This is a genomic window from Solwaraspora sp. WMMA2056 (assembly GCF_030345095.1).
In the GTDB taxonomy this organism is placed as follows: Bacteria; Actinomycetota; Actinomycetes; order Mycobacteriales; family Micromonosporaceae; genus Micromonospora_E.
Genome location: NZ_CP128360.1, coordinates 635,174 through 660,485, shown reverse-complemented (window position 1 = coordinate 660,485; position 25,312 = coordinate 635,174). Strand labels below are relative to the sequence as shown.

22 protein-coding genes are annotated in these 25,312 nt (G+C 71.5%); 10 read left to right on the top strand and 12 right to left on the bottom strand.

The window, feature by feature from the left end; genetic code table 11:
* Positions 1-62 precede the first annotated feature (62 nt).
* Positions 63-2,477 (top strand): AAA family ATPase, encoded by a 2,415-nt coding sequence (locus tag O7608_RS03060; protein WP_289208541.1) that lies wholly within the window; start codon positions 63-65, stop codon positions 2,475-2,477.
* Complete coding sequence (locus tag O7608_RS03055) at positions 2,474-2,860, top strand: hypothetical protein (RefSeq protein ID WP_289208540.1); 387 nt, start codon at positions 2,474-2,476, stop codon at positions 2,858-2,860. Before O7608_RS03060 ends, O7608_RS03055 begins: the two co-directional genes overlap by 4 nt.
* 21 nt (positions 2,861-2,881) lie before the next feature.
* On the opposite strand, the gene O7608_RS03050 is transcribed toward O7608_RS03055, so the two are convergent.
* From O7608_RS03050 to O7608_RS03035, 4 genes are all read right to left on the bottom strand, one after another.
* On the bottom strand, positions 2,882-3,454 hold the full coding sequence (locus tag O7608_RS03050; protein WP_289208539.1) for a hypothetical protein: 573 nt from the start codon (positions 3,452-3,454) through the stop codon (positions 2,882-2,884).
* A gap of 115 nt (positions 3,455-3,569) precedes the next feature.
* Complete coding sequence (locus O7608_RS03045; RefSeq protein ID WP_289208538.1) at positions 3,570-3,758, bottom strand: type II toxin-antitoxin system Phd/YefM family antitoxin; 189 nt, start codon at positions 3,756-3,758, stop codon at positions 3,570-3,572.
* Positions 3,755-4,375, bottom strand: coding sequence for a hypothetical protein (locus O7608_RS03040; protein WP_289208537.1), 621 nt, complete (start codon positions 4,373-4,375; stop codon positions 3,755-3,757). Before O7608_RS03040 ends, O7608_RS03045 begins: the two co-directional genes overlap by 4 nt.
* Complete coding sequence (locus tag O7608_RS03035; protein WP_289208536.1) at positions 4,372-5,301, bottom strand: type 1 glutamine amidotransferase; 930 nt, start codon at positions 5,299-5,301, stop codon at positions 4,372-4,374. Before O7608_RS03035 ends, O7608_RS03040 begins: the two co-directional genes overlap by 4 nt.
* Positions 5,302-5,417: 116 nt before the next feature.
* Here O7608_RS03035 and O7608_RS03030 point away from each other — a divergent pair, with 116 nt between their 5' ends.
* The 5 genes from O7608_RS03030 (at position 5,418) to O7608_RS03010 (ending at position 10,537) form a co-directional block, all read left to right on the top strand.
* Positions 5,418-6,884 (top strand): condensation domain-containing protein, encoded by a 1,467-nt coding sequence (locus tag O7608_RS03030; RefSeq protein ID WP_289208535.1) that lies wholly within the window; start codon positions 5,418-5,420, stop codon positions 6,882-6,884.
* A gap of 75 nt (positions 6,885-6,959) precedes the next feature.
* Positions 6,960-8,102, top strand: a complete 1,143-nt coding sequence (locus tag O7608_RS03025; protein WP_289208534.1) for an LLM class flavin-dependent oxidoreductase — start codon at positions 6,960-6,962, stop codon at positions 8,100-8,102.
* Positions 8,103-8,104: 2 nt separating this feature from the next.
* On the top strand, positions 8,105-8,749 hold the full coding sequence (locus O7608_RS03020; protein WP_289208533.1) for a CE1759 family FMN reductase: 645 nt from the start codon (positions 8,105-8,107) through the stop codon (positions 8,747-8,749).
* Between the two features lie 212 nt (positions 8,750-8,961).
* Positions 8,962-9,123 (top strand): hypothetical protein, encoded by a 162-nt coding sequence (locus O7608_RS03015; RefSeq protein WP_289208532.1) that lies wholly within the window; start codon positions 8,962-8,964, stop codon positions 9,121-9,123.
* Between the two features lie 82 nt (positions 9,124-9,205).
* Complete coding sequence (locus tag O7608_RS03010) at positions 9,206-10,537, top strand: serine hydrolase domain-containing protein (protein ID WP_502959169.1); 1,332 nt, start codon at positions 9,206-9,208, stop codon at positions 10,535-10,537.
* Positions 10,538-10,544: 7 nt separating this feature from the next.
* Here O7608_RS03010 and O7608_RS03005 read toward each other — a convergent pair whose 3' ends face one another.
* The gene (locus tag O7608_RS03005) at positions 10,545-11,141 is read right to left on the bottom strand and encodes a Uma2 family endonuclease (protein ID WP_289208530.1); all 597 of its coding nucleotides are present in this window, start codon (positions 11,139-11,141) and stop codon (positions 10,545-10,547) included.
* A 125-nt stretch (positions 11,142-11,266) separates the two neighbouring features.
* Here O7608_RS03005 and O7608_RS03000 point away from each other — a divergent pair, with 125 nt between their 5' ends.
* Genes O7608_RS03000 through O7608_RS02990 form a run of 3 tightly spaced genes read left to right on the top strand, consistent with a single transcriptional unit; the run spans position 11,267 to position 16,571 of the window.
* Positions 11,267-14,449 carry a hypothetical protein gene (locus tag O7608_RS03000; protein ID WP_289208529.1) on the top strand — a complete coding sequence of 1,061 codons (3,183 nt, stop codon included), beginning with the start codon at positions 11,267-11,269 and terminating at the stop codon, positions 14,447-14,449.
* Between the two features lie 14 nt (positions 14,450-14,463).
* Positions 14,464-15,825 (top strand): sensor histidine kinase, encoded by a 1,362-nt coding sequence (locus tag O7608_RS02995; RefSeq protein ID WP_289208528.1) that lies wholly within the window; start codon positions 14,464-14,466, stop codon positions 15,823-15,825.
* An 11-nt stretch (positions 15,826-15,836) separates the two neighbouring features.
* Complete coding sequence (locus O7608_RS02990; RefSeq protein ID WP_289208527.1) at positions 15,837-16,571, top strand: response regulator transcription factor; 735 nt, start codon at positions 15,837-15,839, stop codon at positions 16,569-16,571.
* On the opposite strand, the gene O7608_RS02985 is transcribed toward O7608_RS02990, so the two are convergent.
* The 7 genes from O7608_RS02985 to O7608_RS02955 form a co-directional block, all read right to left on the bottom strand.
* Complete coding sequence (locus O7608_RS02985; RefSeq protein WP_289210756.1) at positions 16,565-17,236, bottom strand: class I SAM-dependent methyltransferase; 672 nt, start codon at positions 17,234-17,236, stop codon at positions 16,565-16,567. The genes O7608_RS02990 and O7608_RS02985 overlap by 7 nt on opposite strands.
* Before the next feature lie 71 nt (positions 17,237-17,307).
* Complete coding sequence (locus O7608_RS02980; protein ID WP_282224881.1) at positions 17,308-17,511, bottom strand: cold-shock protein; 204 nt, start codon at positions 17,509-17,511, stop codon at positions 17,308-17,310.
* 307 nt (positions 17,512-17,818) lie between these two features.
* Positions 17,819-20,746 carry a DUF5682 family protein gene (locus O7608_RS02975; protein ID WP_289208526.1) on the bottom strand — a complete coding sequence of 976 codons (2,928 nt, stop codon included), beginning with the start codon at positions 20,744-20,746 and terminating at the stop codon, positions 17,819-17,821.
* Complete coding sequence (locus O7608_RS02970; protein ID WP_289208525.1) at positions 20,743-21,858, bottom strand: ATP-binding protein; 1,116 nt, start codon at positions 21,856-21,858, stop codon at positions 20,743-20,745. The genes O7608_RS02975 and O7608_RS02970 overlap by 4 nt, the downstream gene beginning before the upstream one ends.
* Before the next feature lie 52 nt (positions 21,859-21,910).
* Positions 21,911-23,242 carry a vWA domain-containing protein gene (locus tag O7608_RS02965; protein ID WP_421361402.1) on the bottom strand — a complete coding sequence of 444 codons (1,332 nt, stop codon included), beginning with the start codon at positions 23,240-23,242 and terminating at the stop codon, positions 21,911-21,913.
* An 8-nt stretch (positions 23,243-23,250) separates the two neighbouring features.
* A complete protein-coding gene (locus tag O7608_RS02960; protein WP_289208523.1) occupies positions 23,251-24,687 on the bottom strand; it encodes a hypothetical protein in 1,437 nt (478 codons plus the stop codon).
* On the bottom strand, positions 24,687-25,103 hold the full coding sequence (locus tag O7608_RS02955) for a hypothetical protein (RefSeq protein ID WP_289210755.1): 417 nt from the start codon (positions 25,101-25,103) through the stop codon (positions 24,687-24,689). The genes O7608_RS02960 and O7608_RS02955 overlap by 1 nt, the downstream gene beginning before the upstream one ends.
* Positions 25,104-25,312: the final 209 nt, after the last annotated feature.

The following is a 25,312-nucleotide window of genomic DNA, read 5'->3' as shown; positions in this document are numbered from 1 at the left end:
GTGCACATCCTAATACCTGGGGATGCGGTTCCCTCGATGGGCCAACGACATCAGGGGGTCTGATGAACGACACGCTCACGCTTCACCAGGAACTCGCCGACCGGCTTCAGCGCAGCCAGGTGCCAGCCGAGGTCATCGACCTGGCCCTCGCCGCCCTCCACGGCGACGAGCCGCTCGACGCCGTCGTGCGCGGCGACGCCCTGCCCGTACCGCCCGAAACCGCAGCGGCCGACGGTAGCCGGCTGCCGCAGGCGTTCCTGGAAGAAATCCGGGTCGCCGGCTTCCGCGGCGTCGGCCAGCCCGCCACCGTCGGACTCGTGCCCAAGACCGGGCTGACCGTGTTCATCGGCCGCAACGGCTCCGGCAAATCCAGCTTCGCCGAAGCCGTCGAGTTCACACTCACCGAAGACTCCCTGCGCTGGGCGCAGCGACCGCCGGCCTTCCGCGACGGCTGGCGCAACCTGCACCACAACGGCGCACCGCTGATCCGCCTCACCATGCGGCTGGACAACGGCGAACCGGTGACGATCAACCGCACCTGGCCGGCAGGCACCACCGACCTGGCCTCCGCCACCGTCACGACGACCCAGGGCGACGCCGCGATGTCCCCCGGTCAGCTGCCGGAGTGGATCGGCCAGGCGGAACGGTACCGGCCGTTCCTCTCCGCCCGGGACCTCGAACGCATCATCACCGCCAAAACCACCGAGCTGTACGACGCCATCGCACCGATCCTCGGCCTCGCCCCGCTGCACGCCGCCGACGCCTGCCTGCAGCGCAAGCGGAAGCAGTACGACGACCGCGCGAAGGCGCTCAAGGCGGACTTCGCCCAGCTCCGGGCACAGCTCGCGCAGCTCGACGACGAACGCGCCCGCGACGCCCTGCGCGCCCTCGGAAGCCGGGCGGGGCGGGCTGACCTGACCGTTCTGGCCGCGTTGGCCAGCGACGAGGTCGCCGCCTCGGAAGCAGTGGCTGCCGCAGCAGCCCGGCGGCTCATCGAAGAGAAACTGCCCGACGGTCGACACGTCCTCGTCACCCTGGTCGAGGAGCACTGGGCCGCGAAGGAAGCCGCCGCCACCGACAGCGGGACGGCCCACCGGACCGCCGAACTGCTGCGTGGTGCCCTGGCGATGCACCGCGAAGGCGGCGACCGGCCCTGCCCGGTCTGCCGGGAAGGCACCCTCGACCAGGGCTGGCAGCAGCAGGCAGAGGCGGAGCTGACCCGGCTCGTCGCCCTCGCCGCAGCGGCCAGCGCAGCCCAGGACGAGTACGCGAAGGCCCTCCGTACGGCCGACACGCTGCTCAGCGACGTCCACAAGTGGCTCGACCCGGTCGCCGACGCGCTCGCCGCCCACCTGCCGGTGCAGTGCGCCGCGATGCGCGACGCCCTGGCCGGGCTCAGCCGCGACCCGGCCACCTGGGACGCCGTCCACGCAGCCCACGCCGACCTCACGGCCGCCGCAGCGGACTGGCTCACCCAGCGGCACGACACCTGGCGCGAGCCCGGTGCCGCCATCCGCCGCTGGGTCGACGCCGCTACCCTGGTCCGGGCCGAGGCCGCGACCCTCGCACTGCTCACCAAGGCCCGCGAGGCGCTGGTCGACGCCACCAAGTCGATCCGCGCCGAACGGCTGGGCAACTACGCCGCGCAGTCGGACCGGGTGTGGCAGCAGCTGCGCCACGAAAGCAACGTCGAGCTGCACCAGCTGCGGATGGACGGGGTCAACACCAGTCGCAAGGTCCACTTCCCGGTCGCCGTCGACGGTGTCGAAACTGACGCGCTGGGCGTGATGAGCCAGGGCGAGTTGCACGCCCTCGGCCTGGCGGTCTTCCTGCCCCGGGCGTGTGCCGACGCCAGCCCGTACCGGTTCGTGATCATCGACGACCCGGTGCAGAGCATGGACCCGGCCAAGATCGACGGTCTCGCCGAAGTGCTCCGCGAAGTCGCCCTGACCCGACAGGTCGTCGTCTTCACCCACGACGACCGGCTGCCGGAAGCGCTCCGCCGGCTCGACGTCGAGGCCGACATCCGGGAAGTCACCCGCCGCGAAGGCTCCATCGTCGAGATACGCCGGGCCTGCGACCCCGCCGACCGCTACCTCGACGACGCCCGCGCCGTCGTCGTCGCCGACATCCCCGACGAGGCGAAAGATCTGCTGGTCGCCGGCTTCTGCCGGTCCGCGATCGAGGCAGTGAGCATGGACCGCTACCGGACCGAACAGCACCGGGCCGGTACGCCGTACCAGACAATCCAGCAGGCGCTCGGCGATGCCCACGGTGTGAAGGAGGTGCTCAGCCTCGGACTCTTCAACGGCATCGTGCCCCGACCGGAGCTGTTCACACGCCTCGACCGGGACTACGGCCGGGACGCGTCCCGGACGGTCCAGGCGGTTGCCCGCGCGGTCCACGGACGCCCGAGCGGCATGCCGACCCGGCAGATGCTCAGGCACACCACGGCACTGGTGGAGGGGCTGCGATGAACCAGTCCGTCCACCTCGCCACCGCTGACCGGATGCTGACCACCGTGGTCCGCGGTACCCGAGGTGCCTGGCCGCGGGCATGTGCCTGGCTGCTGCGGCACGAGCTCGAAGCAGCCATGGACCGCTACTGGGCCCGGGTCTGCCCGACGATCGGCCAGACCCGGGTGCAGCGGCCGAAGCTGCTCCTGCTCGCCCACTACGGCGGGCCACAGCTGGCGGGCCGGGCCAGCTACCTGTGGTGGGCCCTGTCCCGAGCCGGACACCACCACCACTACGAACTCGGCGTTACCGCAGCCGAGCTGACGCGGTTTCGCACCGAACTCCTCGAAATCGTCGGGCTCCTAGACCACGCGAAGCCATCGCAACATGGACAGCGCAAGTAGGCCAGTGCTCCCGCGTCGGCGTCAGTCCAACTGGGTCACGACGTTGCCGTCGGCGTCGTGGCCGACGACGGCGGTGATGTCGGTGAGGTTCATCCCGTCGCGCTTATCCCCGTTGCGAGGAAGCCAGACCGCGTATGCGCCGACCTGGCGATTTCGGGTGGCGGGGAGCCGGTGGACAGCGGCCGTGGCGGTCTGGCCGAACATGGTCACGGACACGCTGGTCACGGCACCGCGTACGGGCCCGACCAGGATGATCTCCCGCTGCTGCGGGTCAAGCGGGGCGACGTACGGCATCGGCTTGGTGGGCAGCAGTGGTGGACCCACAGTGTCCAGAGCCTCCGGCGCCGGATCACAGAAGACGAACTCGTTCTCCTTGCCCTCCCTGCGCTTACCGTCGACGCGGGCGACGCGCACGCAAAACGCGTCTTCGGCGAGCCAGGCGGCGGTCTCCCAACCCGGTACGCGGGCATCCAACACCACGGGCTGTCCGACGGGCGGGGCCGGCGGGGGCGTCTCAGGGGCGGTAGTAGCGTCAGCGCAGCCTTGCACAGCGAGTAGCCCGGCTACGACGGTCAGGATGATGCGGGCGCGCATGCCTATAGTGTCGCCCCGCATGCTACGGCGATGGACGTCGCCAGGGTGGGTTCCCGGCCAGACCGTTGTAGCCGAGAGCTGTCGAGGTGAGGCTTACGTACGTTAAAACGCGAGTTTAAGGTATCTCAGCCTCACCTCGGCGCGATGCTGAGTTGCCGGCTGCCCCTTCCGAGCGGTAGCCAGGGTCGATCAGGTCGTGAATCTCCCCGCCACCGTCGCGTAGCTCCTCGACTGCTTCGTTCAGCCGATGGGCGTTGGCCGGGCTGGCCATCAGGTACGCGGTCTCGTTCAGCGATTCGTTCACGTGTCGAGCCGATCCTGGTTGGCGTCGTTGCCCGGTAGGAGGGCGGTGTAGGCGTCGCGGAGGGCGGTGAGGCGGACGCGGCGGAACCGGCCAGGTTCGCGGCGTCGCATCCGCTGCCCGACCTCGCTGGTGATGGTGTCGGGCGGTACTTCGTCGGCGTCGGCCGGGATGAACTTCAGCACCTCGTCGAGCGCGGCGACGGCCCGGGACAGGGCGGCCGCCGCGCGCCGCCGCAACGGGTCGGCAGCGTCCGGATCAGCAGAGTCGGCAACAGCAGCGTCCGCAGCGGCGAAGTCGGCGGGGACCAGGTCGGCGTACTGGTCGGCGACAGTGAGCCACTCGCCGGGGTCGATGAGTCGCGACGGCTCCGGTCCGCCGTACGCGAAAGCGGCGCCGGCGGCCGGGCGCACCGGCTCGGCGGGCAGCCGGAACAGGAACTCCCGGGCGGTGCCGCAGCCGGCGCAGCTGCCCTGGTAGCGGGTGGCGAGGTCGCCGTCGGCGAGCGCGACCACCTCGACCTGAGGGGTGAAGCGCGCCTCGCCGCAGTCGCACGGGTGCAGGTCGAGGTAGAGGCGCGCCTCGGCGCTGCTGCGTGCCGCCGGCAGGACGGCGCTCACAACACACCGCCGACCGTCGCCGGCACCCCGGCGACCGCCGCCGGGACTCCGGGCAGCGCTGCCGGCACCCCGCCGAGCACGGCTGGCTTTCCGGCGACCGGTGCCGGGTCGGCGACCGGGGTGAGCCGTGGCTGACCTGGGCGGACGTGGTACCGCAGCCAGTTTGCCAGCAGCCGCCGGGACGTGGCGACGATCTGCGCCTCACGCGCGTACAGGGTGGCGGTGAAGGCGTCGAGGTCGGCGTCGTGCGGGCCGATCCAGCCTTCGCGGACCAGGGCGCCGCGCCGGCTGCGGGCCAGCGCCGCGACGATGGTCGCGGTGATCTCGGGGTGGGCCTGAATCGTCCGTACGGTCGGACCGATGGCCAGCGCCTCGTTGCGGTAGACCCGGCTGTACGCCAACTCGACGACCGCCCCTTCGGTGGCGCGTGCCGGCAGCTGGTCGACCACGTCGACATGCGAGGTGAACAGGTCGAACTCGTCGGGCAGGCCGGTGAACAGCGGGTCGACCCGGCCGGTCGGGGTGAGCCGTACCGTGTCGACGCCGAACCGGCGGCCGTGCCCGCCGATCGCCGCCCGGCCGCCGATCGACTCCGCGCGGGCCTGGTGTGACCAGCAGATGTGCAGCTCCGGTACGCCGGCGGCAGCGGCGGCGCGGAAGAACTCCTTGGTCCGGGTGATCCACGGCAGGTGTTCGTACGCGGAGTGCCCGGAGCCGCCGCCGATGACCGCGTCGGCCTCGATGGTGTCGGGCAGCGGCTGCCCGTCGGCGACGTCGACGGTGACGATCTGCGTCGGGTCCAGCCCGGTCGCCTCGGCGATCCACTGCGGATAGCTGGTGAGGCCGAGCGCGGTCAGCAGGGCGCGTTCCTGCGTGTTGACGAAGAGCAGGCGGATCCGGTCCCGGAGCCGGTGGGAGGTGCGCACGTGGTGGGGCACCTGCCGGACATTACCGGCTGGGTGGTGATCGTCGGCCGATCGGCGGCAGGAAAGCGCTTACTCGACCCTTTCGGGTAACGGCACATTCACTGATACTGGTCGACGTGGTGATCGAACTGCCGACCGTGGACCGGCGTACGGTGTCGTTCGTCGCGCCGGACCCGCCGCGTACCGCCCCGATCACCTGGGGCCAGCGGGCACTGTGGATGGCGATCCGGCGGCACGGTGCCGGTCAGGTCATGTTCGCCCTGAAACGGTGGGTCGCCGTACCGCGCCGGGCGCAGGCCGACCCCGACCGGGTGTACGCCGCGATCGCCGCCCTCATGGCCCGGCACGCCTCGCTGCGGACCAGGTTGGCGTTGACCGGCGACGAGCCCCGCCAACTGGTCGCGGACGCGGGGGAGCTGCCGGTCCTGCTGGTCCCGACCGCACCGGGCGACGTGGTCGGCGGCGGGACGGGTGACGGGGCCGGCGACCCGGTGGCGGTCGCCCAGCGGGTCGCCGACGAGTTGGCGTCGGAGCCGTTCGCGCACGCCGACGACTGGCCGCAGCGGATCGCCGTGGTGACCCGCGACGGCGTACCGCAGCAGGTCGTGGTCGTGTTCAGCCACACCACGGTCGACTTCCGGGCCGCCGAGCTGGTGCTGCGGGACCTGCGGCTGCTGCTCGCCCGGGGCCGCCTCGACAGTGCCCCTGGCCTACCGGCGGCCGACAGCGCCCCTGGCCTGCAGTCGGCCGACATCGCCGACCTGGAGCAGCAGGACCGGCTGCGGCGGCGGTCGGCACGGGCGGCGGCGTACTGGGTCGACGTCACCCGCCGGTTGTCCCGCGACACCCGGCTGCCGGCGCGCGAGCCGCTGTCGCCCCGGTTCCGGCGCGGGGTGCTGGTCTCGGCGGCGGCCGACACGGCGGTGCGGCTGCTCGCCGTACGGCTGCGCACGACGACCTCGACGGTGCTGCTCGCCGCCGTCGCCCGGGTGGTCGGCGACTGGTCCGGTAACGACCTGGTCGGCATGCACACGATGGTCAACAACCGGGTGCCCGACGGCTACCCGACGGCGATCGCCAAGCTCAACCAGTTGGCGCTGGTGCCGGTCGACCTCGCTGAGGCACCGACGGTGGCGCAGCTGGTGCCCCGGGTGTGGCGGGCGGCGCTGGACGGCTACCGGCACGGCTACTACGACCCGCAGACCCTCAGCGACGCGTTCGCCGCCGCCGGACTGCCGTACGCGACCGGGGTGAACCCGCACTGCTACCTCAACGACATCCGGCTGTCGGCCGACAACGACCTGTTCGGGCGGGTCGTGACCGAATCGGCGGTTCGTGCCACGATGGCCGCGACGACCTATACGCCGACCGGCGGTTTCGTGCGTTTCACCTGGCGTACCCGGGTCGAGATCCTGGACCGGCCGGGCGCGCTGGGGCTGGCGCTGACCGCCGACACCACCTACTTCACGCTCGACGACATCGAGCGGTTCCTGCGGGAGCTGGAGGCCCACCTGGTGGACGCGGCGTTCACCGGCCCGTCGGAAGGCGAGCCGTCGGCCGACGGGCCTCGACTCGCGGAATAGTTGACGCAGCAACTATGTTTGGTCGGGTAGTCCGAGGGAACCCCATCCGGCCCTCGCCGCGAGGAGGAGCAGACCATGCAGTTCGGCGTCTTCACCGTCGGTGACGTCACCGTCGACCCGACCAACGGCCGGGAGCCGACCGAGCGTGAGCGGATCAAGGCCATGGTCGCCATCGCGCTCAAGGCCGAGGAGGTCGGCCTCGACGTCTTCGCCACCGGCGAACACCACAACCCGCCCTTCGTCCCGTCGTCGCCGACCACCATGCTCGGCTACATCGCGGCGAAGACCGAGCGGCTGCTGCTGTCCACCGCGACCACGCTGATCACCACCAACGACCCGGTGAAGATCGCCGAGGACTACGCGATGTTGCAGCACCTCGCCGACGGACGGGTCGACCTGATGATGGGGCGCGGCAACACCGGACCCGTCTACCCGTGGTTCGGCCAGGACATCCGCAACGGCATCCCGCTGACCATCGAGAACTACGACCTGCTGCGCCGGCTGTGGCGCGAGGACGTCGTCAACTGGCAGGGCAAGTTCCGTACCCCGCTGCAGAGCTTCACCTCGACGCCGCGCCCGCTCGACGACGTACCGCCGTTCGTCTGGCACGGCTCGATCCGCAGCCCGGAGATCGCCGAACAGGCCGCCTACTACGGTGACGGCTTCTTCGCCAACCACATCTTCTGGCCCAAGGAGCACACGCAGCGGATGGTCGGCCTCTACCGCGAACGGTTCGCCCACTACGGCCACGGCACCGCCGACCAGGCGATCGTCGGCCTCGGCGGGCAGGTGTTCATGCGCCGCAACTCGCAGGACGCCGTCCGCGAGTTCCGGCCGTACTTCGACAACGCCCCGGTGTACGGGCACGGTCCGTCGTTGGAGGACTTCAGCTCGCAGACGCCGCTCACGGTCGGCAGCCCGCAGCAGGTCATCGACCGTACGCTGGCCTTCCGCGAGTACGTCGGCGACTACCAGCGGCAGCTGTTCCTGATCGACCACGCCGGCCTGCCGCTCAAGACCGTCCTGGAGCAGCTGGACATGCTCGGCGAGGAGGTCGTGCCGGTGCTGCGCCGCGAGTTCGCCATCGGCCGGCCGGCGCACGTACCCGACGCACCCACCCACGCCTCGCTCGTCGCCGCCGCCCGGCAGGCCGCCGAGGCACCGGCCGGTGCCACGGCCGACCACGCCGACGCCGCTGCGACCCCGGCGGCGGTGTGACGATGCCGGACCGACGCCGCCTGGCGGTGGTCACCGCCGGCGTGAGCCAGCCGTCGACCAGCCGGCTGCTCGCCGACCAGCTCGCCGCGGCCGCCCGCGCCGAGCTGGTCGGCCTCGGCACCGAGGTCGAGACCACCGTCGTCGAGGTACGCGACCACGCCCACGAGGTCGTCGACAACACGCTGACCGGCTTTCCCGCCCCGGCGCTGAAGCAGGCGCTGGACGCGGTGGCGGCGGCGGACGGGCTGATCGCGGTCAGCCCGGTCTTCAACGCCTCGTACAGCGGACTGTTCAAGGCATTCTTCGACGTACTGCCGGAGGGTGCGCTGACCGACAAGCCGGTGCTGATCGGAGCCACCGGCGGCACCGCCCGGCACTCGCTCGCCGCCGACCACGCGTTTCGGCCGATGTTCGCCTACCTGCGCGCGGTGGTCGTGCCGACGGCGGTGTTCGCCGCCCCGGAGGACTGGGCCGGTGCCGGCGAGGGCGAGGGCAGTGGGCCGGGTGGGGCGTTGCGTCGGCGGGTCGTCCGGGCCGGGCAGGAACTGGCCCGCGAGGTGCACCGGCGGGAGCCGGCGCAGGTGGCGGACCCGTTCGCCCTGAGCACCGACTTCGCACAACTGCGGGCCAATTCGACATCGACGTGAATTTCCGTTAGCGCCAAGCCTTCCTGAGCGCAAGAGGGGCAGCGCGACTATGTGCACTGTCGCTATAGTCGCGGCTTCCCCCCCCGCACTCAGGAGCAGGATGAAGCTGAATACTGCAAGCTGGGCCGGATCGGTGCCGGCGCGATCATCGCCGGTGCCGCCGCCGTCGCGGTCGGGCCGGCGCGGCACCCGGTGACGCCGGCACGCTGCGCGTGACGATCAGCTCCGCCGAGGAGGACGCCAACCCCGGCGACAACACCGAGACGATCCCGGTGACCGTGCTGGGCTCCGGCCCTGACCTGGTGGCCGTGGGACTACTTCCTGAGGACGGCGGCCACTTCTGTCCGGGAACATTGTCTCCTGACCAGGGCTGACCGGCCGCCCTCCCGGAGTGGGAGCAGGGCGTCGGACCTGAGCAGGATGCATCGGTTGAAGTGAACGACCACCATCAACGGTATGTCGAACATTTTCCGGACAATGAGGATCGTGGCCACCAGCGCGACGCTGGTGGCCACGATCGCTGTCGTACCCGCATCTGCGGCAGCGCAGCCCGGTCCGTCCACCGGTCCGTCCACCGGTCCGTCCACCGGTCCGTCCACCGGTCCCTCCGCGACAGGATCATCGGCCAGCGGCCCGGCTGCTGGCGGGCTCGACCGGGCCGCGCTGCGGGCCGCGCTCGCTGACGTGCCCGAAGCCGGCGTACCCGGCGTGCTGGCCGCCGTCCGCGACGGCCGATACGACTGGCGTGACGCCGCCGGCCAGGCGTACCTGAACAAACTGCGACCGATGCAGCCGCAGTCGCGGCACCGCATCGGCAGCGTCACCAAGACGTTCGTCGCCACCACCGTGCTGCAGCTCGTCGACGAGGGCCGGCTCGGCCTCGACGACCCGATCGGGCAGTGGCTGCCCGAGACCGTACCCGGTGAACTCGGTGCCGCCGTGACCGTACGGATGCTGCTCAACCACACCAGCGGCATCGGCAACTACACCAACGCGATGGTCGACTCGTACGCGGCGATCGACCAGATGCAGGTCACCACGTACCCGCCGGCGGACCTGGTCGCGATCGGGCTGGCCATGCCGCCGACCAACGCTCCGGGCGCGGCGTTCAGCTACTCCAACACCAACTACGTCCTGGCCGGACTGCTGATCGAGCAGGTCACCGGCAACGACCCGGCCGCCGAGGTGCAGCGACGAATCCTGCGGCCGCTGAAGCTCACCGGCACGTCCTTGCCCGGCGCCGATCCGACGATCCGCGGCCCGCACGGCGGCGCCTACTTCGCCCCGTTCGGCGCCCGCGACCTCAGCGAGTTCAACATGAGCTGGGCGTGGACGGCCGGCGAGATGATCTCCACGACGACCGACCTGAACACGTTCTTCCGGGCCCTGCTCAGCGGTCACCTGCTCAGCCCGGCCACTCTCGACGAGATGCTCACCACCGTGCCGTTCCTGCCGGAGCTGCCGCAGGCCGGCGGTTACGGTCTCGGCATCTACTCGATGCCGACCCCGTGCGGCGAGTTCTGGGGCCACGACGGCGCGGTGTTCGGCAATCTGACCTACTCGCTGCACAGCCGTGACGGCGCCCGCCAGGTGTCGACCGGCATCAACATCAGCCACTACCAGCTCGGCCTGCCGGACGCGCACCCGATCGACATCGCCTGGCAGACGTTCCTACTCACCGCGATGTGCCCGACCGGTGACGTCGCCGGCCGCTCGGCTGAGACGGTGCTGCAGCTGCCCAGCGTGACCCGGATGCCCGGCAACGACGCGGTGGTGCCGGTCGGATAGCCGCACGTCAGCAGAGGTCGTACTCAGCTGGGGAGGTGTTGAGCACCCAGGCGAGCGGCATGGTTGCCTTGGCCTGGTAGCGACCCCCGTCATATCGGAACATCGTCACGGTCTGTCCCGGGTCCTGGCCGATCGTCCAGTACTGCGGGATGCCGGCACCGGCGTACTCGGCCGGCTTCGCGACGGTGTCCGTGGCCTCGGATCCGGGAGAAATGATCTCGACTACCAGCAGGACATCGTCGACTGACAGCCACACGCCGTCGGCCTGCGCCTTGCTCCAGACAACCAGGTCGGGAATGCGGCCACCGACGGTGCCAGCGCCCCCAGGTATGCGTAGGCCGACGGTCTGGGCAATGCGGTCGGCGTGAATGCCGGCGGCGAGTAGCCAGCCGGTGAGCCGAGTGGCGATGACCGCGTGCAGGTACCCGGCCGGTGGCATGACCGACAGCACTCCCTCGGGGCTGATCTCGTACCGATGGTGCTCGTCCTCGGCCATCATCGCGGTGAGGTCGTCGAGCGTGATTACCGAGGGCATGTGCCGGCCGACGGCTTCTGCGCTCATGTCGCCCATCGTAACGGACCACGCCGGCCCGGCGGCGGCCATCGGGCGGGGACAGTGTCCTGGTGACGCCGGGACACTGTCCCTGTCCGCCGGGACGACCCGCCCGACACCGTGTGCGCCACAGGAAGCGGGCCAGGCAACGGCCCGCCTTGCCGAAGGAGCATGTGGTGCGTACCAGACAGAGACCGCGCGGGCCCGGACGGCCCGGCACCGGTCGGTGGGGGCGCGGCGTCGCCGCCGTCCTCGCCGGGCTGATGGTGGTGACGGCGCAACAGACACCGGTACGGGCGGCGGACCCGGTGGCGTTCGACGAGAGCCGGGCACAGGCGGCGCTGTTCGCCGCCGCCGTCGCGTTGACCGGCCCGGACACCGCCGGGCTGAAGAACGCCCTGATCACCGCCGAGTTGCTGGACTGGCGGGCGGCCAACCCGGCCGCCAGCAGCGGCGACGTGGCCGCGCACGCGGCGACCGCGCGGACCCTGGCCGACCAGGCCGTACCGGACGGTCGGGGCGACCAGCAGACCCGGTTCGCGCTGGCCTCGGCGGTGCTGGCGAGGTTCGCCGCCGAGGGCAGCCCGGCCACGGTGGACGGTCCGGCGGTCCGGGCGTTCCTGACCAGCACCGTCGGCACCGAAGGCGCCAACGTGGTGCAGAACGCGCTGGACCTGATCCGGGGCGGCTACCAGGACGCCGCCTGGAACACCCAGGTCCGTGACGTCGCCGGCGCGACCTGGCGGACCCTGCACCAGCGGGCAGCCACCGACGACGCCCTGGCCGCCGGCTGGGACGCGGCGTTCGCCGCCCGCACCGGCACCGGGGTACGGGCCGACGAGTCGACCCTGCTGGCCGTGCAGGTGCACCCGCCGAGGTCCGGCAACCCCGGCACGCTCGGCCACTACGTACCGATGGCGTCGCTGCGGGCCGCGAGCGGTGCCGCCGCCACCTACCAGGCGCTGGTCGAACAGCAGGCCACCCGGGTGTTGACGGTGCTGCACGCCGACGGCGACACCCGGATCACCGAAGTGGTCGCCTACTCCACCACGTACGTGCTCAACCAGGATCCGAAGCCGGACGCCGCCACCCGCGAGGCCGAACGGATCAAGACCGAGAGCAACAAGAAGATCTTCGAAGGTCTCGGTGAGACGGTCAACGTGCTGTCCACCCTGATGGGCTTCGTCGACCCACGCTTCGGCAAGCAGCTGCAGACCATCGGCAAGGCGGTGGTCACCTCGGTCACCGCGATCAACTCGTACCTGACGACGGTGCTCGGGCAGGGGTTGACGGCGGCGGCGACCGCGATGGGCACCGCGGTGCTCACCGGCAACCTGCTCGGCGCGGCGATGAGCCTGGTCACCCTCTTCACCGGCGGCGGACCCGACCCCAACGCGCTCATCCTCGGCGAGATCGCCAACCTGAAGAAGCAGATCAACCAGCTCGCCGTGGGGATGACCCAGCGGTTCGACCGGATCGAGACCGCGCTGAACACGATGTACACCGACCTGGTCGGCATGCTGACCGAGCTGACCCGCTCGGTGGCTGAGGTCCGCGCCCGGATCGGCCACATCGCCACCCAGTTGCAGGTCGTCGAACGCAAGATCGACTCACTGGCGCTGGCGGTTCACGTCGCCCTGCAGAACATCGCGAAGTCCGAGCTCAACACGGTGATCACAACGTACGTGCACCACAAGGAGATCGCCGGGGTGCCGATCCCGGACTACGACACCATCTACTACCCGAAAGCAGAGTCACCCACATTCAAGTTCGCCACCGTCGACGCCCTGGGCGAGGGGACCTACACCGCGCCGGCCGGTACCAGCCTGGCCGACCCGGTCGCGGTGCTCGACACCTACCTGCCCGAAGGGGCGATCAACTACCTGACCAGCTGGGCCAACGAGCGGATCGAACCGGACCTGCCCAACGAGCGGGTGGCCAACCCGGCGGCGTGGAGCACCGCCGCGCGGACCTACAACATCCTGCAACTGGAGAACCCGCAGTACGCGGCCCGGGTGAGCAGTGCCCGCGCGGACGCGGTGGCCAAGACCGGGGAGGACATCAACGACCTGGTACGGCAGTTCAGCGCCCCCGGCGACGACGGTGCCACCAACGAGCTGTTCGACACCCTGGTCCAGGACTACCGCACCGCGTTGACCGCCTGGGCCGCCCAGGTGAAGGAGATCGAGGCGGCGGTGAGGTGGAACGGCCACGACGTGCCGCTGCCGCAGTACGACCTGTGGGGCACCGCCGACCAGGCGGTCGCGACCCGCATCCCGGAGACGTCGACGATGTCGTCCTGCTCCGGCACCCAGGGCACCCGGTCCGTACCGGCGACGCTGCTGCGCGCAACCCTGCCCAACGCGTACCACCTGGCCGACCACGGCCTGCCGACCGCCCAGCGGCCCCAGTTCCACACCTGCTACGAGGCGAACTTCGTCAACGTCGTCGAGAACGAAGGCCCGCGGTTCCACACCACCAGCGGCGACCTGCAGGTCACCGTACGGTCGCGGGTCAAATGGCGCGGCGGTGACTGGCAGGTGGCGCAGTCCGCGACCAAGGTCTTCCCGGTCGGCGTCTACTGCTCCTGGGACGTACGGTCCCCGGTGCCCAGCGGCTACTGCCGCGACGAGGTCTACTACCTCAACCAGCTGTGGAATGCCAGCTACCGGGCGAGTTTCGAGACCGCCCCGGTCGCCCCGGTCGCCGCCGCGACGACCACCGCCCGGGCCAAGGCCGCCGCCATGCTCGCCGGCCGGCAGCGCTTCTTCTACCGGGTGCTGGTCGACGGCAGCGGCATCACCCCGCCGGCCGGCGGACACAGCTGGGACAACTCGCGGATCCTCTGGGAACGCGGCCGCGACGTCACCAGGGCCGTCCGGATGCTGCAGGCGTACTCCGAGCTGGGTTGGGCCGGCGCGCTGGAGTCCGACGACGCGATGAACGGCATGCTGTTCGGCACCCGGGCGCTGCCCAGCGACTGGACCCGGCCCCGCACCGACACCAGCCAGGCGCCCAACCAGCACTTCTCCAACGCCTTCCGGCACGCGCTGGGCAACTACGACAACTGCCGGCAGGGGCAGGTGTGGGACCCCTGCGCCGACGACATGTCCGGGTTCGACCCCCGGACCAATCAGCCGCAGTACGGCAGCGCCTGCCCGCTGACCGACACGCCCGATCGGCCACGGGACACGATCGCCGGCTGCCTGTTCAGCGTCGGCAACATCCGGGTCGGGCTGCTCGCCGACCGGTACGCGTACTGGTCGGGGCGGATCGCCGCCGGCAGCCACGTCGAAGGCCTGCCGAAGGTGACGGCGTTGGTCGACCACACCCGGGCCGTCGACGCGAACCTGCACTGACGATCTGACCGGCCGTGACCCGCCAGCAGCTGGCCTGCCTGCTGGTGGCCGGCGCGGTGTTCCTGCTCGGTCTGGTGCTCGACGGGCTGAACCTGACCGGTGCCTGGGTGCTGATGGTCGTCGCGATCCCCGCCGGGCTGACCCTGGCGGTGCTGCGCTACCGGCTCTACCAGCTGGAACAGGTGATCAACCGGGCGCTGGTGTCGACGGTGATGAGCCTGCTGGTGATCGCCGGGTTCGTCGCCGTCGTCGCGCTGCTGCGTGACGTTCTGCTCGCCGGGGACACGTCGACGGCGTCACTGGCGGCCACCGGACTGATCGCGGTGACCTTCGAACCGCTGCGGCACCGGGTGCAGCGCGGCGTCAACCGGCTGCTGTACGGCGAACGCGACGACCCGTACGGGGTGTTGACCCGGCTCGGCGGGCTACTGGCCGACACGGTGCAGCCCGACGCCGTACCGGCGTTGTTGACCGGCACCATCGCCCGGTCGCTGCAGGTGCCGTACGTCGCCGTCGAGGTCGACGAGCCGGCAGGCGGCGAGCTGACCGAGGCGGCGGTGCACGGCCAGCCGACCGGGTCGGTCGAACGCTTCGACATGGTCAACCACGGTGAACGGGTCGGTCAGCTGGTGGTGGCGCACCGGCGCCCCGGCGAGCGGTTCACCCCGGTGGAACACCGGCTGCTGGGCGACGTGGCCCGGCACGCGGCGGTCGCGGTGGCCACCGCCCGGCTGATCCGCGACCTGCGGGACTCCCGCGAGCGCCTGGTCCTGGCCCGCGAGGAGGAACGCCGCCGGCTGCGCCGGGACCTGCACGACGGTCTCGGTCCGACCTTCGCCGGCATGTCCATGCAGGTACGGGCGGCCAGCAGAATGGCTGGCGGTACGCCGCGCCTGGCGGCGATCCTCGACGGGCTCGCCGAGGACCTGCGGTCCGGTACGGCCGAGGTGCGCCGGCTCGTCGACCAGCTCCGACCGGCCGCGCTCGACCAGGGGCTCGCGTCGGCGCTGCGGGCCGAGTGTCAGCGTTTCGACGGTGCGACCCTGCGGGTACGGCTGACCCTCGGCGACGACCTGCGGGAACTGCCGGCGGCGGTGGAGGTGGCGGCGTACCGGATCGTCACCGAGGCCCTGTCGAACGTGGCCCGGCACGCCGGTGCCGGCCGCTGCGAGGTCCGGGTCGGCCGCGACGGCGGTACGTTGCGGGTCGAGGTGGTCGACGACGGGATCGGCGCGGCCCGGCCCCGGCCCGGCGGGGTCGGGCTGGAGTCGATCCGGCAGCGGGCCGTCGAGCTGGGCGGCGGCTGCGAGATCGGCGACGGACCGGACAGCGGGACGGTGGTCCGGGTGACCCTGCCGGTGCCGCATCGGATCTGATGGGAGGCCACGTGGACGATGCTGCGCCGGGCGGGCCGGACCTGGCCCGGGTGTTGATAGTGGACGACCATCCGGTGGTCCGCCGGGGCCTGCGGGCGATGCTCGACGGTGAGCCGTGGGTGGCACGGGTGCTGGAAGCGGCGTCCTGCGCCGACGCGCTCGCCACAGTCGCCCACGAACAGGTCACCGTGGTCGCGATGGACATCGCCCTGCCCGACGGCGACGGGGTGCAGGCCGCCGCGCGGATCCTGCGGCACCGACCGGGTACGGCGGTGCTGATGCTGACGATGGCCGACGACGACGCGGTGGTCGCCCGCGCACTGCAGGCCGGTGCCCGGGGTTACCTGCTCAAGGACACCGACCCGGACGTGGTGGTCGACGCGCTGCGGACGGTCGCCGCCGGTGGGTTGGTGCTCGGCCCGGGGGTCCGGCTGACGGGCCTGGCCGACCCGGCCCCGGCAGGCCTGCCGGGCCTGACTGGCCGGTCGGCGGCAGGTTCGGCGGGTTCGGCGGCGCGGTTGCCGTCACCGTTGCACCAGCTCACCGCGCGGGAACGGGAAATCCTGCGGCACATCGCCGCAGGCGAAGGCAACGCGCAGATCGCCCGGCGGTTCGGGGTCAGCGACAAGACGGTACGCAACCAGGTGTCGGCCGTCTTCGCCAAGCTCGGGGTGAGCGACCGGGTACAGGCGGCGCTGCTGGCCCGCGACGCCGGGATGACGCCGCCGGGCCGTCAGGTTCAGTGACGCGGCAGCAGAGTCAGCACCTGGGTGCGGTCGATCAACGAGTCCTCGGCGGCACCCGTGGCGACTTCGTAGCTGACGATCGGGGCGAGCCGGTCGAGTCCACCGTGACCGCGGCCCGGATCCCCCACCAGCACGTGCACGCCGCGGTCGGCGAGCCGGTCGAGGAACGGCAGGACCCGGGTGGCGAGTTCGGTGTTGTACAGCGCGTCGCCGACCAGCACCAGGTCCACCTCGGCGACGGTGCCGTCGAGCAGGTCGTCGACCGTGGTGGTGAGCACGACGTCGTTCACCACGGCGTTGAGCGCGATCGCGGTCGCCGCGTACGGGTCGATGTCGTTGGCGGTGACCGTCGCGGCACCGGCCATGGCCGCCGCGATCGCGACCAGACCGGACCCGGAAGCAAGATCGAGGACCCGCCGCCCGGCGGCCACCTCGCGATGGTCGAGCAGGTAGCGGGCCAATGCCTGGCCACCCGCCCAGGCCGAGGCCCAGTACGGCGGCGGAAGCCGGTGGCCGGCGGCGGCTTCCAGCCGGGCCCACAGCAGCGTCGGATCGTCGGCGAGGAAGAGCCGGATCTCGGCCGCGAGCGGCACACTGGTCAGCCGGAGCTGGTCCGCGCCGCCGGTGTCGGTGCCGGCGGCATCGTGGAAGAGTTGCCGTTGCAGGGGGTCAGGGGAAGGCCCGCCCTGGGACGACGACGCCGTCGACGGCCGCGTCCCAAGGGACGGGGACAACCTCAGATCACCCGGATGTTGGCCGCCTGCAGGCCCTTCTGCCCCTGCTCGACGTCGAACTCCACCCGCTGGTTCTCTTCGAGGGTGCGGAATCCGCTGGACGCAATCGCGGTGAAGTGGGCGAAGACGTCGGCTTCGCCGCTGTCCTGGGTGATGAAGCCGAAGCCCTTGTCAGCGTTGAACCACTTCACGGTGCCGGTTGCCATGTCTACTCCTTGCCGGTGACGGGTCCGCGACGTGCGAACCCCTTGTTCTGCCGCACTCATCAATCTCCGTCCGGAGAGAGCGGCAGGAACTGCCAAACGCCCGGCTGCTGCCACCCGCAGTCAGGCAGGGGGCATGAGGAAATCAACTGCAACGCCGCAAACCTAGCATGTCGCGGAGTTCCGGGTGGGCCCAAGCCGGGGCGACGGTGTCGGCGCGTTGCGCGCCTGCCCCTGCCCGGTGACCCCGCGCCCGGGAAGGCGGGGGTCACCGGGGACGTACCCGAGGTGAGCCGTGACCGGTGCGACGTCAGCCCACCCCGAGCAGGGTGGCCGCCGCGCCGGCCGGCACCGGATGGGCATCGAGCAGAGCAACCAGCTCCACCCGGTGCTGCCCGCCGGTCGACCCGTCGCCGTCCTGGTCACTGCCCGACCGGCCGCCGGTCGACAGCCCGCCGCCGGCCGACCGGCCGTCGGCTGGCGGCGCGACCGCGCAGTCGAACAGGTCCGCCACCGCGCCGGCGGTCAGCGGGAAACCGGTCAGCAGCTGCGGCACCGGTCCGGTCATCGCGTACCGGGTGATCTCCGGTCCGGACGACGGACCCGCCGCTGGCGCGGGCGCGCCCGCCGACACCCACGGCGGGGCCCAGGAGTCCAATGCCGGCAGCGACGCTGGGAAGGTACGGCCCGCCTCCCGGACCAGGATCGGCACCAACTCGCCGGCCTGCTCCCGCAGCGTGGTGATCAGCGTCGGCAGCCAGGGCAGCAGCACCGGGTCGGGAAGCTGGCCGAACGCCGCCGACAGTACCTCCACCACGAACGGCGCCAACGTCGGCACCGGCTCCAGCGCCTGCACGAACCCGCTCAGATAGTGCGGGAACGCGCCGACGGTCAGCGGACTGGCCAACAGCTCGGTGCAGCGTTCCCGCAGCTGCGTCAACGGCAGCTGACCGAGCTGGGACTGCGCCGCCCAGAGCAACGCCACCTTCGCCGGCGACTCCGGATGGGACTGGCGTACCGCCAGCTCCAGCTGGGCCCGGTCGCAGCCGAGCGCCATCGCCAGGCTCTCCATGCTCATCAGGAAGCCCAACATCGCGGCCACCTGACGCAGCCCGGTCTCGTCGTCGACGAACGCCGTCGGCAGCAGGGTGCAGTAGTGGGCGTACCCGGTGGTGACGAACGCCTGACACCATTCCGGCAGCTCGGCCGTACCGCTGGTGCGGTAGTAGGCCAGCAGCTGCCGGATCCGGTACAGCACCTCCGGGGCGTCGTCGACGGTACGTTCGGCGGCCAGCAGCTGCACCGCGCGGGCCCCGAGCTCGTCGGTGAACCGCCGGTTGGTCAGGTACAGCAGCGAGTCCTCCACGGCGGCGAGGGCCTTCGCCGCCGTGGCCTGCGGATCCCAGGCCGCCTTGCGTAGCCGCTGCTCCAGCACCTGCTCGATGGTGACGCCCTCGTAGCCGAGCTCGATGATCGACCGCTGGTGGCGACCGATCGCGACGTCCCAGCTCTCCTGCACGGACCGTTCACCGAGCCGCCGCTCGCCCATGATCGGCCGTACCGCCTCCGGCGGCAGCAGCCGACGCAGCATCCACAGCAGATCCGAGCAGGGTTGCAGCTCCGGCTGACCGTGCAGATCCAGCAACGCCCGCTGGACCGTACGTTTCTGCAGGTCCAGCCCGAGCGGCGCCAACCGGTCGTGCACGTCGCGAGCCAACGGAGGCAACGCGTCGTAGCCGACCCGGCCCAGCCGGTCGCCGCCGAACATGATCTCGCAGAGCCGGCGGACGTCGCGCCGGCCCGGCACCACGTCCTTCTCGATGCAGGTGACGGCGGCGTCGGCGAAGTCGTACGGCGTCGGCCGACGGCGGTTGCGCATCCCGGCCAGCAGCACCGACGTCTCGACCACGGCGATCGCGTCGGCCGTGCTGGCCAGGTAGCCGTTGCGCCGGGCCAGCCGGACGATGTCGACCGACCAGCCGAGCAGCTCGGCCTCGTCGAGCTCGCCGGGGCGGGCCGGGGTGGCCAGGAAGCCGCTGAGCCGGTCACCGGCGGTCGCCGTACCGGCAGCGGCCGGCGCGGTGGCCTTCGGTTTGCGGGCCGGCCGCTTGCGGCCACCGGCCTGCCCGGCCAGCCGGTACGGGGTGACCCGGCCGGCGGTCAGCGCCTTCTGCCAGGTCGCGGCGGCGATCGACACCGCACCGCCGGCCAGCCCGAACTGTGCCTCGATCGCCGAGTGGCTGGACGGGATCAGCCCGTACCGCCACGTGGTGCCGGTCCGCTCGGTGATCTCGAACGGTGCCGTCGACCGTACGCCGAACTGCTCGACGCGGCTGGCGGCGTGGAACGCGCCGCAGACGTACAGGCAGTCGGCCGGGTCGGCACCCGAGCTGGCGAGGTGCTCGCGCATCCGGGTCCACATGAAACGTTCCCGGTCCTCGTCGCGGTCGGCACGCGCGGTGTCGGTCGGCCGCAGCCGCCGGAACAAGCTGCCGATCATGACCATGACCTGCCGGTACGTGTCATGGTCGGCGCCGATCAGCGGCTGCTCGACGTACTGGTCCCACCACTCCGACCAGTGCCGCACCTTGCCGTGGTGCAGCAGGTACGCCTCCAGCTCGGCGAACCCGGGCCGCAGGTCGCCGATCTCCAGCCCGACGGCGTCACCGTGCAGGGCCTTCTCGTCGACCTGAGTCGGGTCGGCCGGGTCGTCGGCGTCCGTCGCCGGGGCCGTCGCCGTGCCGTCCTCGTCGGGCGGCGACTGCCACTGGAAGACGTGGTCGGCGGAGCGGTCCACCAGCAGCAGCTCCACCCCCGGCGTCTCCAGGGCGTACGCGATCGCCTGGTACTCGGCCGACGCCTCGGTGATCGGGGCGATCACGCTCAGCGGGCCGGACCCGGCCGGGAAGCCGGCCAGGTCGCTGGCGAACGCCTGCAACGCCACCGGCAGTTCGCAGTTGCGCAGCTCGGTCAGTAGCGGTTGCAGGTCCTCGCAGAGCTCCAGGTAGATCACCTTGGGCTGTTTCTCCCGCAGCCGGCGGACCATCGCCAACGCCGAGGACGGCGAGTGGTGGCTGACCGGGAAGATCTCCAGCTCCTCGGCGAGTGCCCGGTCGACGTCGTCGACCATGCCGGCGAGGATGCCGGTCAGCGCGTCCGGGCTGTCGGCGAACGCCGTCGCGGCGTCCGCCAACTGCTCCCGCAACGCCCCGAACCGGCTGTCCGACGATGCGCTCATGACAGGGTCGCGATGCTCTGGCGGCCGCCTTCGAGGAACGCCGACCATTCGCCGCCGTCGGCCTTGCTGCGTGGCTCGATCACCCCGTGCCAGAACTTGTTCAGGATCGCCAGGTCCTCCGGGCTGCGCCGGGCCAGCGAGCCGACCATCGAGCTGGCCAGGGTCTCGGCGCGCAGGGTCCGGTCGCCGAAGAACTGGCTGTGCAGGATCGCGTCCTCCAGTACACCGATCTGCTCGGCGGTGGACAGCGCCGACTCCAACTTCTCGTCGTCGCTGGTCGCCGACGCGGCGGCGGTACGCAGGTCGGCGAAGCTCTGCAGCAGCACGTCCAGCAGGGTCGGCGGCACCTCCAGGTCGATCTGGTGGCGGCGCAGCAGTTCAGTGGTACGGAACTTGACGATCTCCGCCTCGCTGCGCTTGTTGGTCACCACCGGGATCCGGACGAAGTTGAACCGCCGCTTCAGCGCCGACGACAGGTCGTTGACGCCCCGGTCGCGGCTGTTGGCGGTGGCGATGATCGAGAAGCCGGGCTGGGCGAAGACGATGTTGTCCGAGTCCAGCTCGGGGATGGAGACGTACTTCTCGGACAGGATCGAGATCAGCGCGTCCTGGACGTCGCTGGTGGAGCGGGTCAGCTCCTCGAACCGGCCGATCACGCCCTGCTCCATGGCCGTCATGATCGGCGACGGGATCATCGACTGCCGGGACTGGCCCTTGGCGATCACCATCGAGACGTTCCACGAGTACTTGATGTGGTCCTCGGTGGTGCCGGCGGTGCCCTGCACCACCAGGGTCGAGTTGCGGCTGATCGCGGCGGCCAGCAGCTCGGCCAGCCAGCTCTTGCCGGTGCCCGGGTCGCCGATCAGCAGCAGACCACGGTCGGAGGCGAGGGTGACGATGCTGCGTTCGACGAAGCTGCGGTCACCGAACCACTTCTGCGGGACCTGCCGGTCGAGGCCGTCGGCCGGCTCGGAGCCCAGGATGAAGGTGCGGACCATCTTCGGGCTGAGCCGCCAGCTGAACGGCTTCGGGCCGTCGTCGATCGATTCCAGCCAGTCGAGCTCCTCGGCGTACTTGATCTCGGCGGGGGCGCGCAGCATCTCTGCGGTCATGGGTGCGGGTTCTCCTAGTCGAAGGTGCTCGTACGGCGAGCGGAACGGGGGATCAGGTGAGGAAGTTCTTGAGCTCGACGACGAGCTTGCGGACGTGCCCGGACAGCACCGGGGTGCCCTGGTCCTTGAGCCGTTGGCGGAACCACGGGTTGACGCTCTGCTGGCCACCGCTGGAGACCGAGCCGACCGGGATCAGCTTGGCACCGCTGCGGTGCACCGCCTGCAGCCCGTCGAAGACCTCCTGCGACTTCCACTCGTAGAAGTCGGAGATCCACACCATGACGGTGTTGCGCGGGTCGACGATCTTGGGTCGGGCCAGCTCCAGCGCCGCCATTCCGTCGGTGCCGCCACCGAGCTGGGTACGCAGCAGCACCTCGAACGGGTCGTGCACCCACGGCGTCAGGTCCAGCGCCCGGGTGTCGTACGCGACCAGGTGGACGTCCACCTTGGGCAGCCCGGCGAAGATCGAGGCCAGGATGGTGCAGTTGACCATGGCGTCGACCATCGAGCCGGACTGGTCGACCACGACGATCATGCGGGCCGGGGTGGTCCGCTTCGCGGTCTGCTTGTAGAACAGCCGGTCGACGTAGAGCCGTTCGTCGCTCGGGCTCCAGTTCGGCAGGTTCTTCCAGATGGTGCGGTCCAGGTCCAGGTTGCGGAACACCCGCTTCGGCGGAACCGACCGGTCGATGGTGCCGACGCTGGTCTGCTGCACCTGGGTCTTGAGCACCTCGGCGACCTCGTCGACGAACCGCCGGATCAGCGCCTTGGCGTTGGCCAGCGCCACCCCGGACAGGTTCGACTTGTCCCGCAGCAGCTGCTCGATCAGCGACATGCTCGGGGTGAGCTGGCGGGCCAACGCCGGGTCGGCCAGCACCTCCCGCAGCCGCATCCGGCGGACCAGGTCGGCCTCGATGGTGCCGAGCAGCCCGTCGCGGCGGCCCGGCTGCGCACCGCAGGCCTGCTGGTACCAGCCGGCGTCGGACTGCCAGCCGGCCAACTGGGTGGCGGAGACCTCGCCGCTGCCGGTGGCGAAGATGTTGAGCAGCAGCTTGGCGGCGAGCGCGGCCCGGCGTACCTCGTCGGCACCGACCTGGCCCGCGTCGGCGTCGGCAGTGTCGTCCTCGTCGGGGGCCGTGCCGGCCTCGGTGTCGGTGTCGGCCGGCGGTGCGAGCAGGCCGGGTAGCTCCTCGGCGAGCTCCGGGAACCGCTGCACGACGGTGTCGATGGAGACCGACGGGTCGAGTACGGCGGCCGGCAACCCGATGTCGTCGACGATCGACATGCTGGCCCGCTCCAGGGTGGCCTGCTCCTGGCCGTCGAAGAGCCGGGCCAGCAGCCGCCAGTAGAGCACCTGCCGGCGGTTCTCGTGATGGTTCGTGATCTCAGTGGTCATTTGCGCAGTAACCGTCCCGCCCGTTCCCGCAGTACGGCGATCGGGTCGCCGGAGCGGGCCACCGCCTTGGCCACCTTCGGGTCGGTCGGCCCCTGCGCCCAGTCACCGGTGTGTACGGCGACCGACTTGCGCTTCACCGTGGCCTGTACGCCGATCGGCTGCACCGACCAGCCGCCGCCACTGCCGCTGCCGCTGCCGTCGGTGTCGGTGTCGTTGGCGCCGGCGTCCCAGCGCAGCAGCCCGAGGCAGGCCGTCGAGCCGGCGACCAGGTCGGCGGTGAGCGGGCCGCAGGCCGGCAGCCGGTCGACGGCGACCGCGATCCGGGACCCGTCGACGTCGAAGGTCAGGCGGGCGTCGGTGTCGACCGTGTAGCCCTCCAGCAGCACCGGTTCGGCGATCGTGGCCGGATGCCGGTCCAGCGGCGGTACGGCCGGTGCCACCGCCTCGCCGAGCTGCACCCGGGCCACGGCGAACGGGTCGGCCGGCCCGCCGGGCCGGGCCTGCTCGTCGCGCCACACCAGGTCACCGCTGGGGTGCAGGAGCATGTCGGTGACGTCGACGCTGAGCCGGCCGGCGAGCGCGGCCAGCAGCACCGGACGGTCGCCGAACAGCTGCCACAGCACCGGGCCGACGATGGTGTCGACCTTGGCTGCGGAGACGGTGACCCGGACCAGCCGAGGCGGCTCGCCGCCGGATTCGAGCAGGGCGTGCACCTGCAGCGCCACGGCGGTGCCGTGCTCGTGCACGTCGACGCCGAGCGGCAGCAGCCGGCCGGAGACCGGTTCCGGTGCGGCCGGCGCGCCCGGCGGACTGGTCAGCAGCATGCTGCGGGTCCACAGGTCGGCCCACCGGCGCACCGGCAGCCGGTCCAGGGTGGCGACCGGGCTGGCGTAGGCCAGCTCGGCGGCGAACCCGTCGAGCAGCACCGCGCAGCGGCGCAGCGTCGGCTCGGCCAGCAGCGCGTGCAGCGCCTGCTGGCTGGTCGACACCAGGTCATGGTCGACGTTGCGCCAGCCGGTGATGACCAGTTCGGCCAGCCAGGAGCGGGCCGCGAGCAGCCGGCCGTCGACCGCCCCGGTAGCGGCGGTCGGCACCGACCAGCCGGGCCGGGGCCGGCCGAGTGCGCCGTCGAGCTGGTCGCGCAGCGCGTCGTGGACGGCACCGACGATCGCCGTACGGGCCCCGGCGAGCCGCAGCAGCTGTTCGTCGCCGACGGAACCGGCCGCCACCTTGTCGACGGCTTCGGCGACGGCGGCACCGAGCGGCGTCGCGGCGACCGCTGCGGCGATCTCGGTCAGCGCGGTGGTCTGCTCCGGGCCGAGCCGGCTCAGCCCGGCGACCAGCGCCCGGTCGAAGCCGTCGACGACGTCCCACGCCTGCGTCACTCCGGCCGGTACGCCGCCGGTCAGCTCGGCGAGCTGTGTGCCGCGCATCAGGCCGCCACCGCCCCGGCCGGGAACCAGTGCAGCTCCGGCAGCGGCTCGGCACTGCCGGGCAGCTCCAGGTAGGACAGGTGGCGCAGGAACCGGCTGAACACGGCCGCCGCTGGCGACACCGCCGCGACCTGGACGTGGCGATCAAGCTTCCAGACGATCTGGTGACCGATGGTCACTTCGTCGTCGGACTCCAGCCGGAGGAAGCGCAGCACCTGTTCGCCGCCGTACTGCACGATCGCCTCCTCGGCGAGCAGGACGATGTGGTTGCAGGCCGCGCCGTGCAGACCGCCGCACGGCCGGTTGTTGTTGGTGCTGCAGCTGAGCTCGTGCGTGCCGGCGGCGATCGACGACACGTAGACCCGCCCGATGTCCGATCCGCTGGACACGACGCCCTGCAGGCGTCCGTCGGCCATCTCGACGAAGGGCACCTTCGTCAGTTTGCGGGGTCGTGTTGCGGGCACCACCCGCGCCGTGCTGCGCCGCTCGACGGCGGCGTCGTCCGCATCCACTGAGTTGCCCTCCAGGCATGGTCGACCGCAGCGGTCACCCGCCGTCACCGACGGCGGCCCCGCTGCGGATCGGGTGATCCGTACGCGAGAAGTTGTATCGAACCGGTGCGACA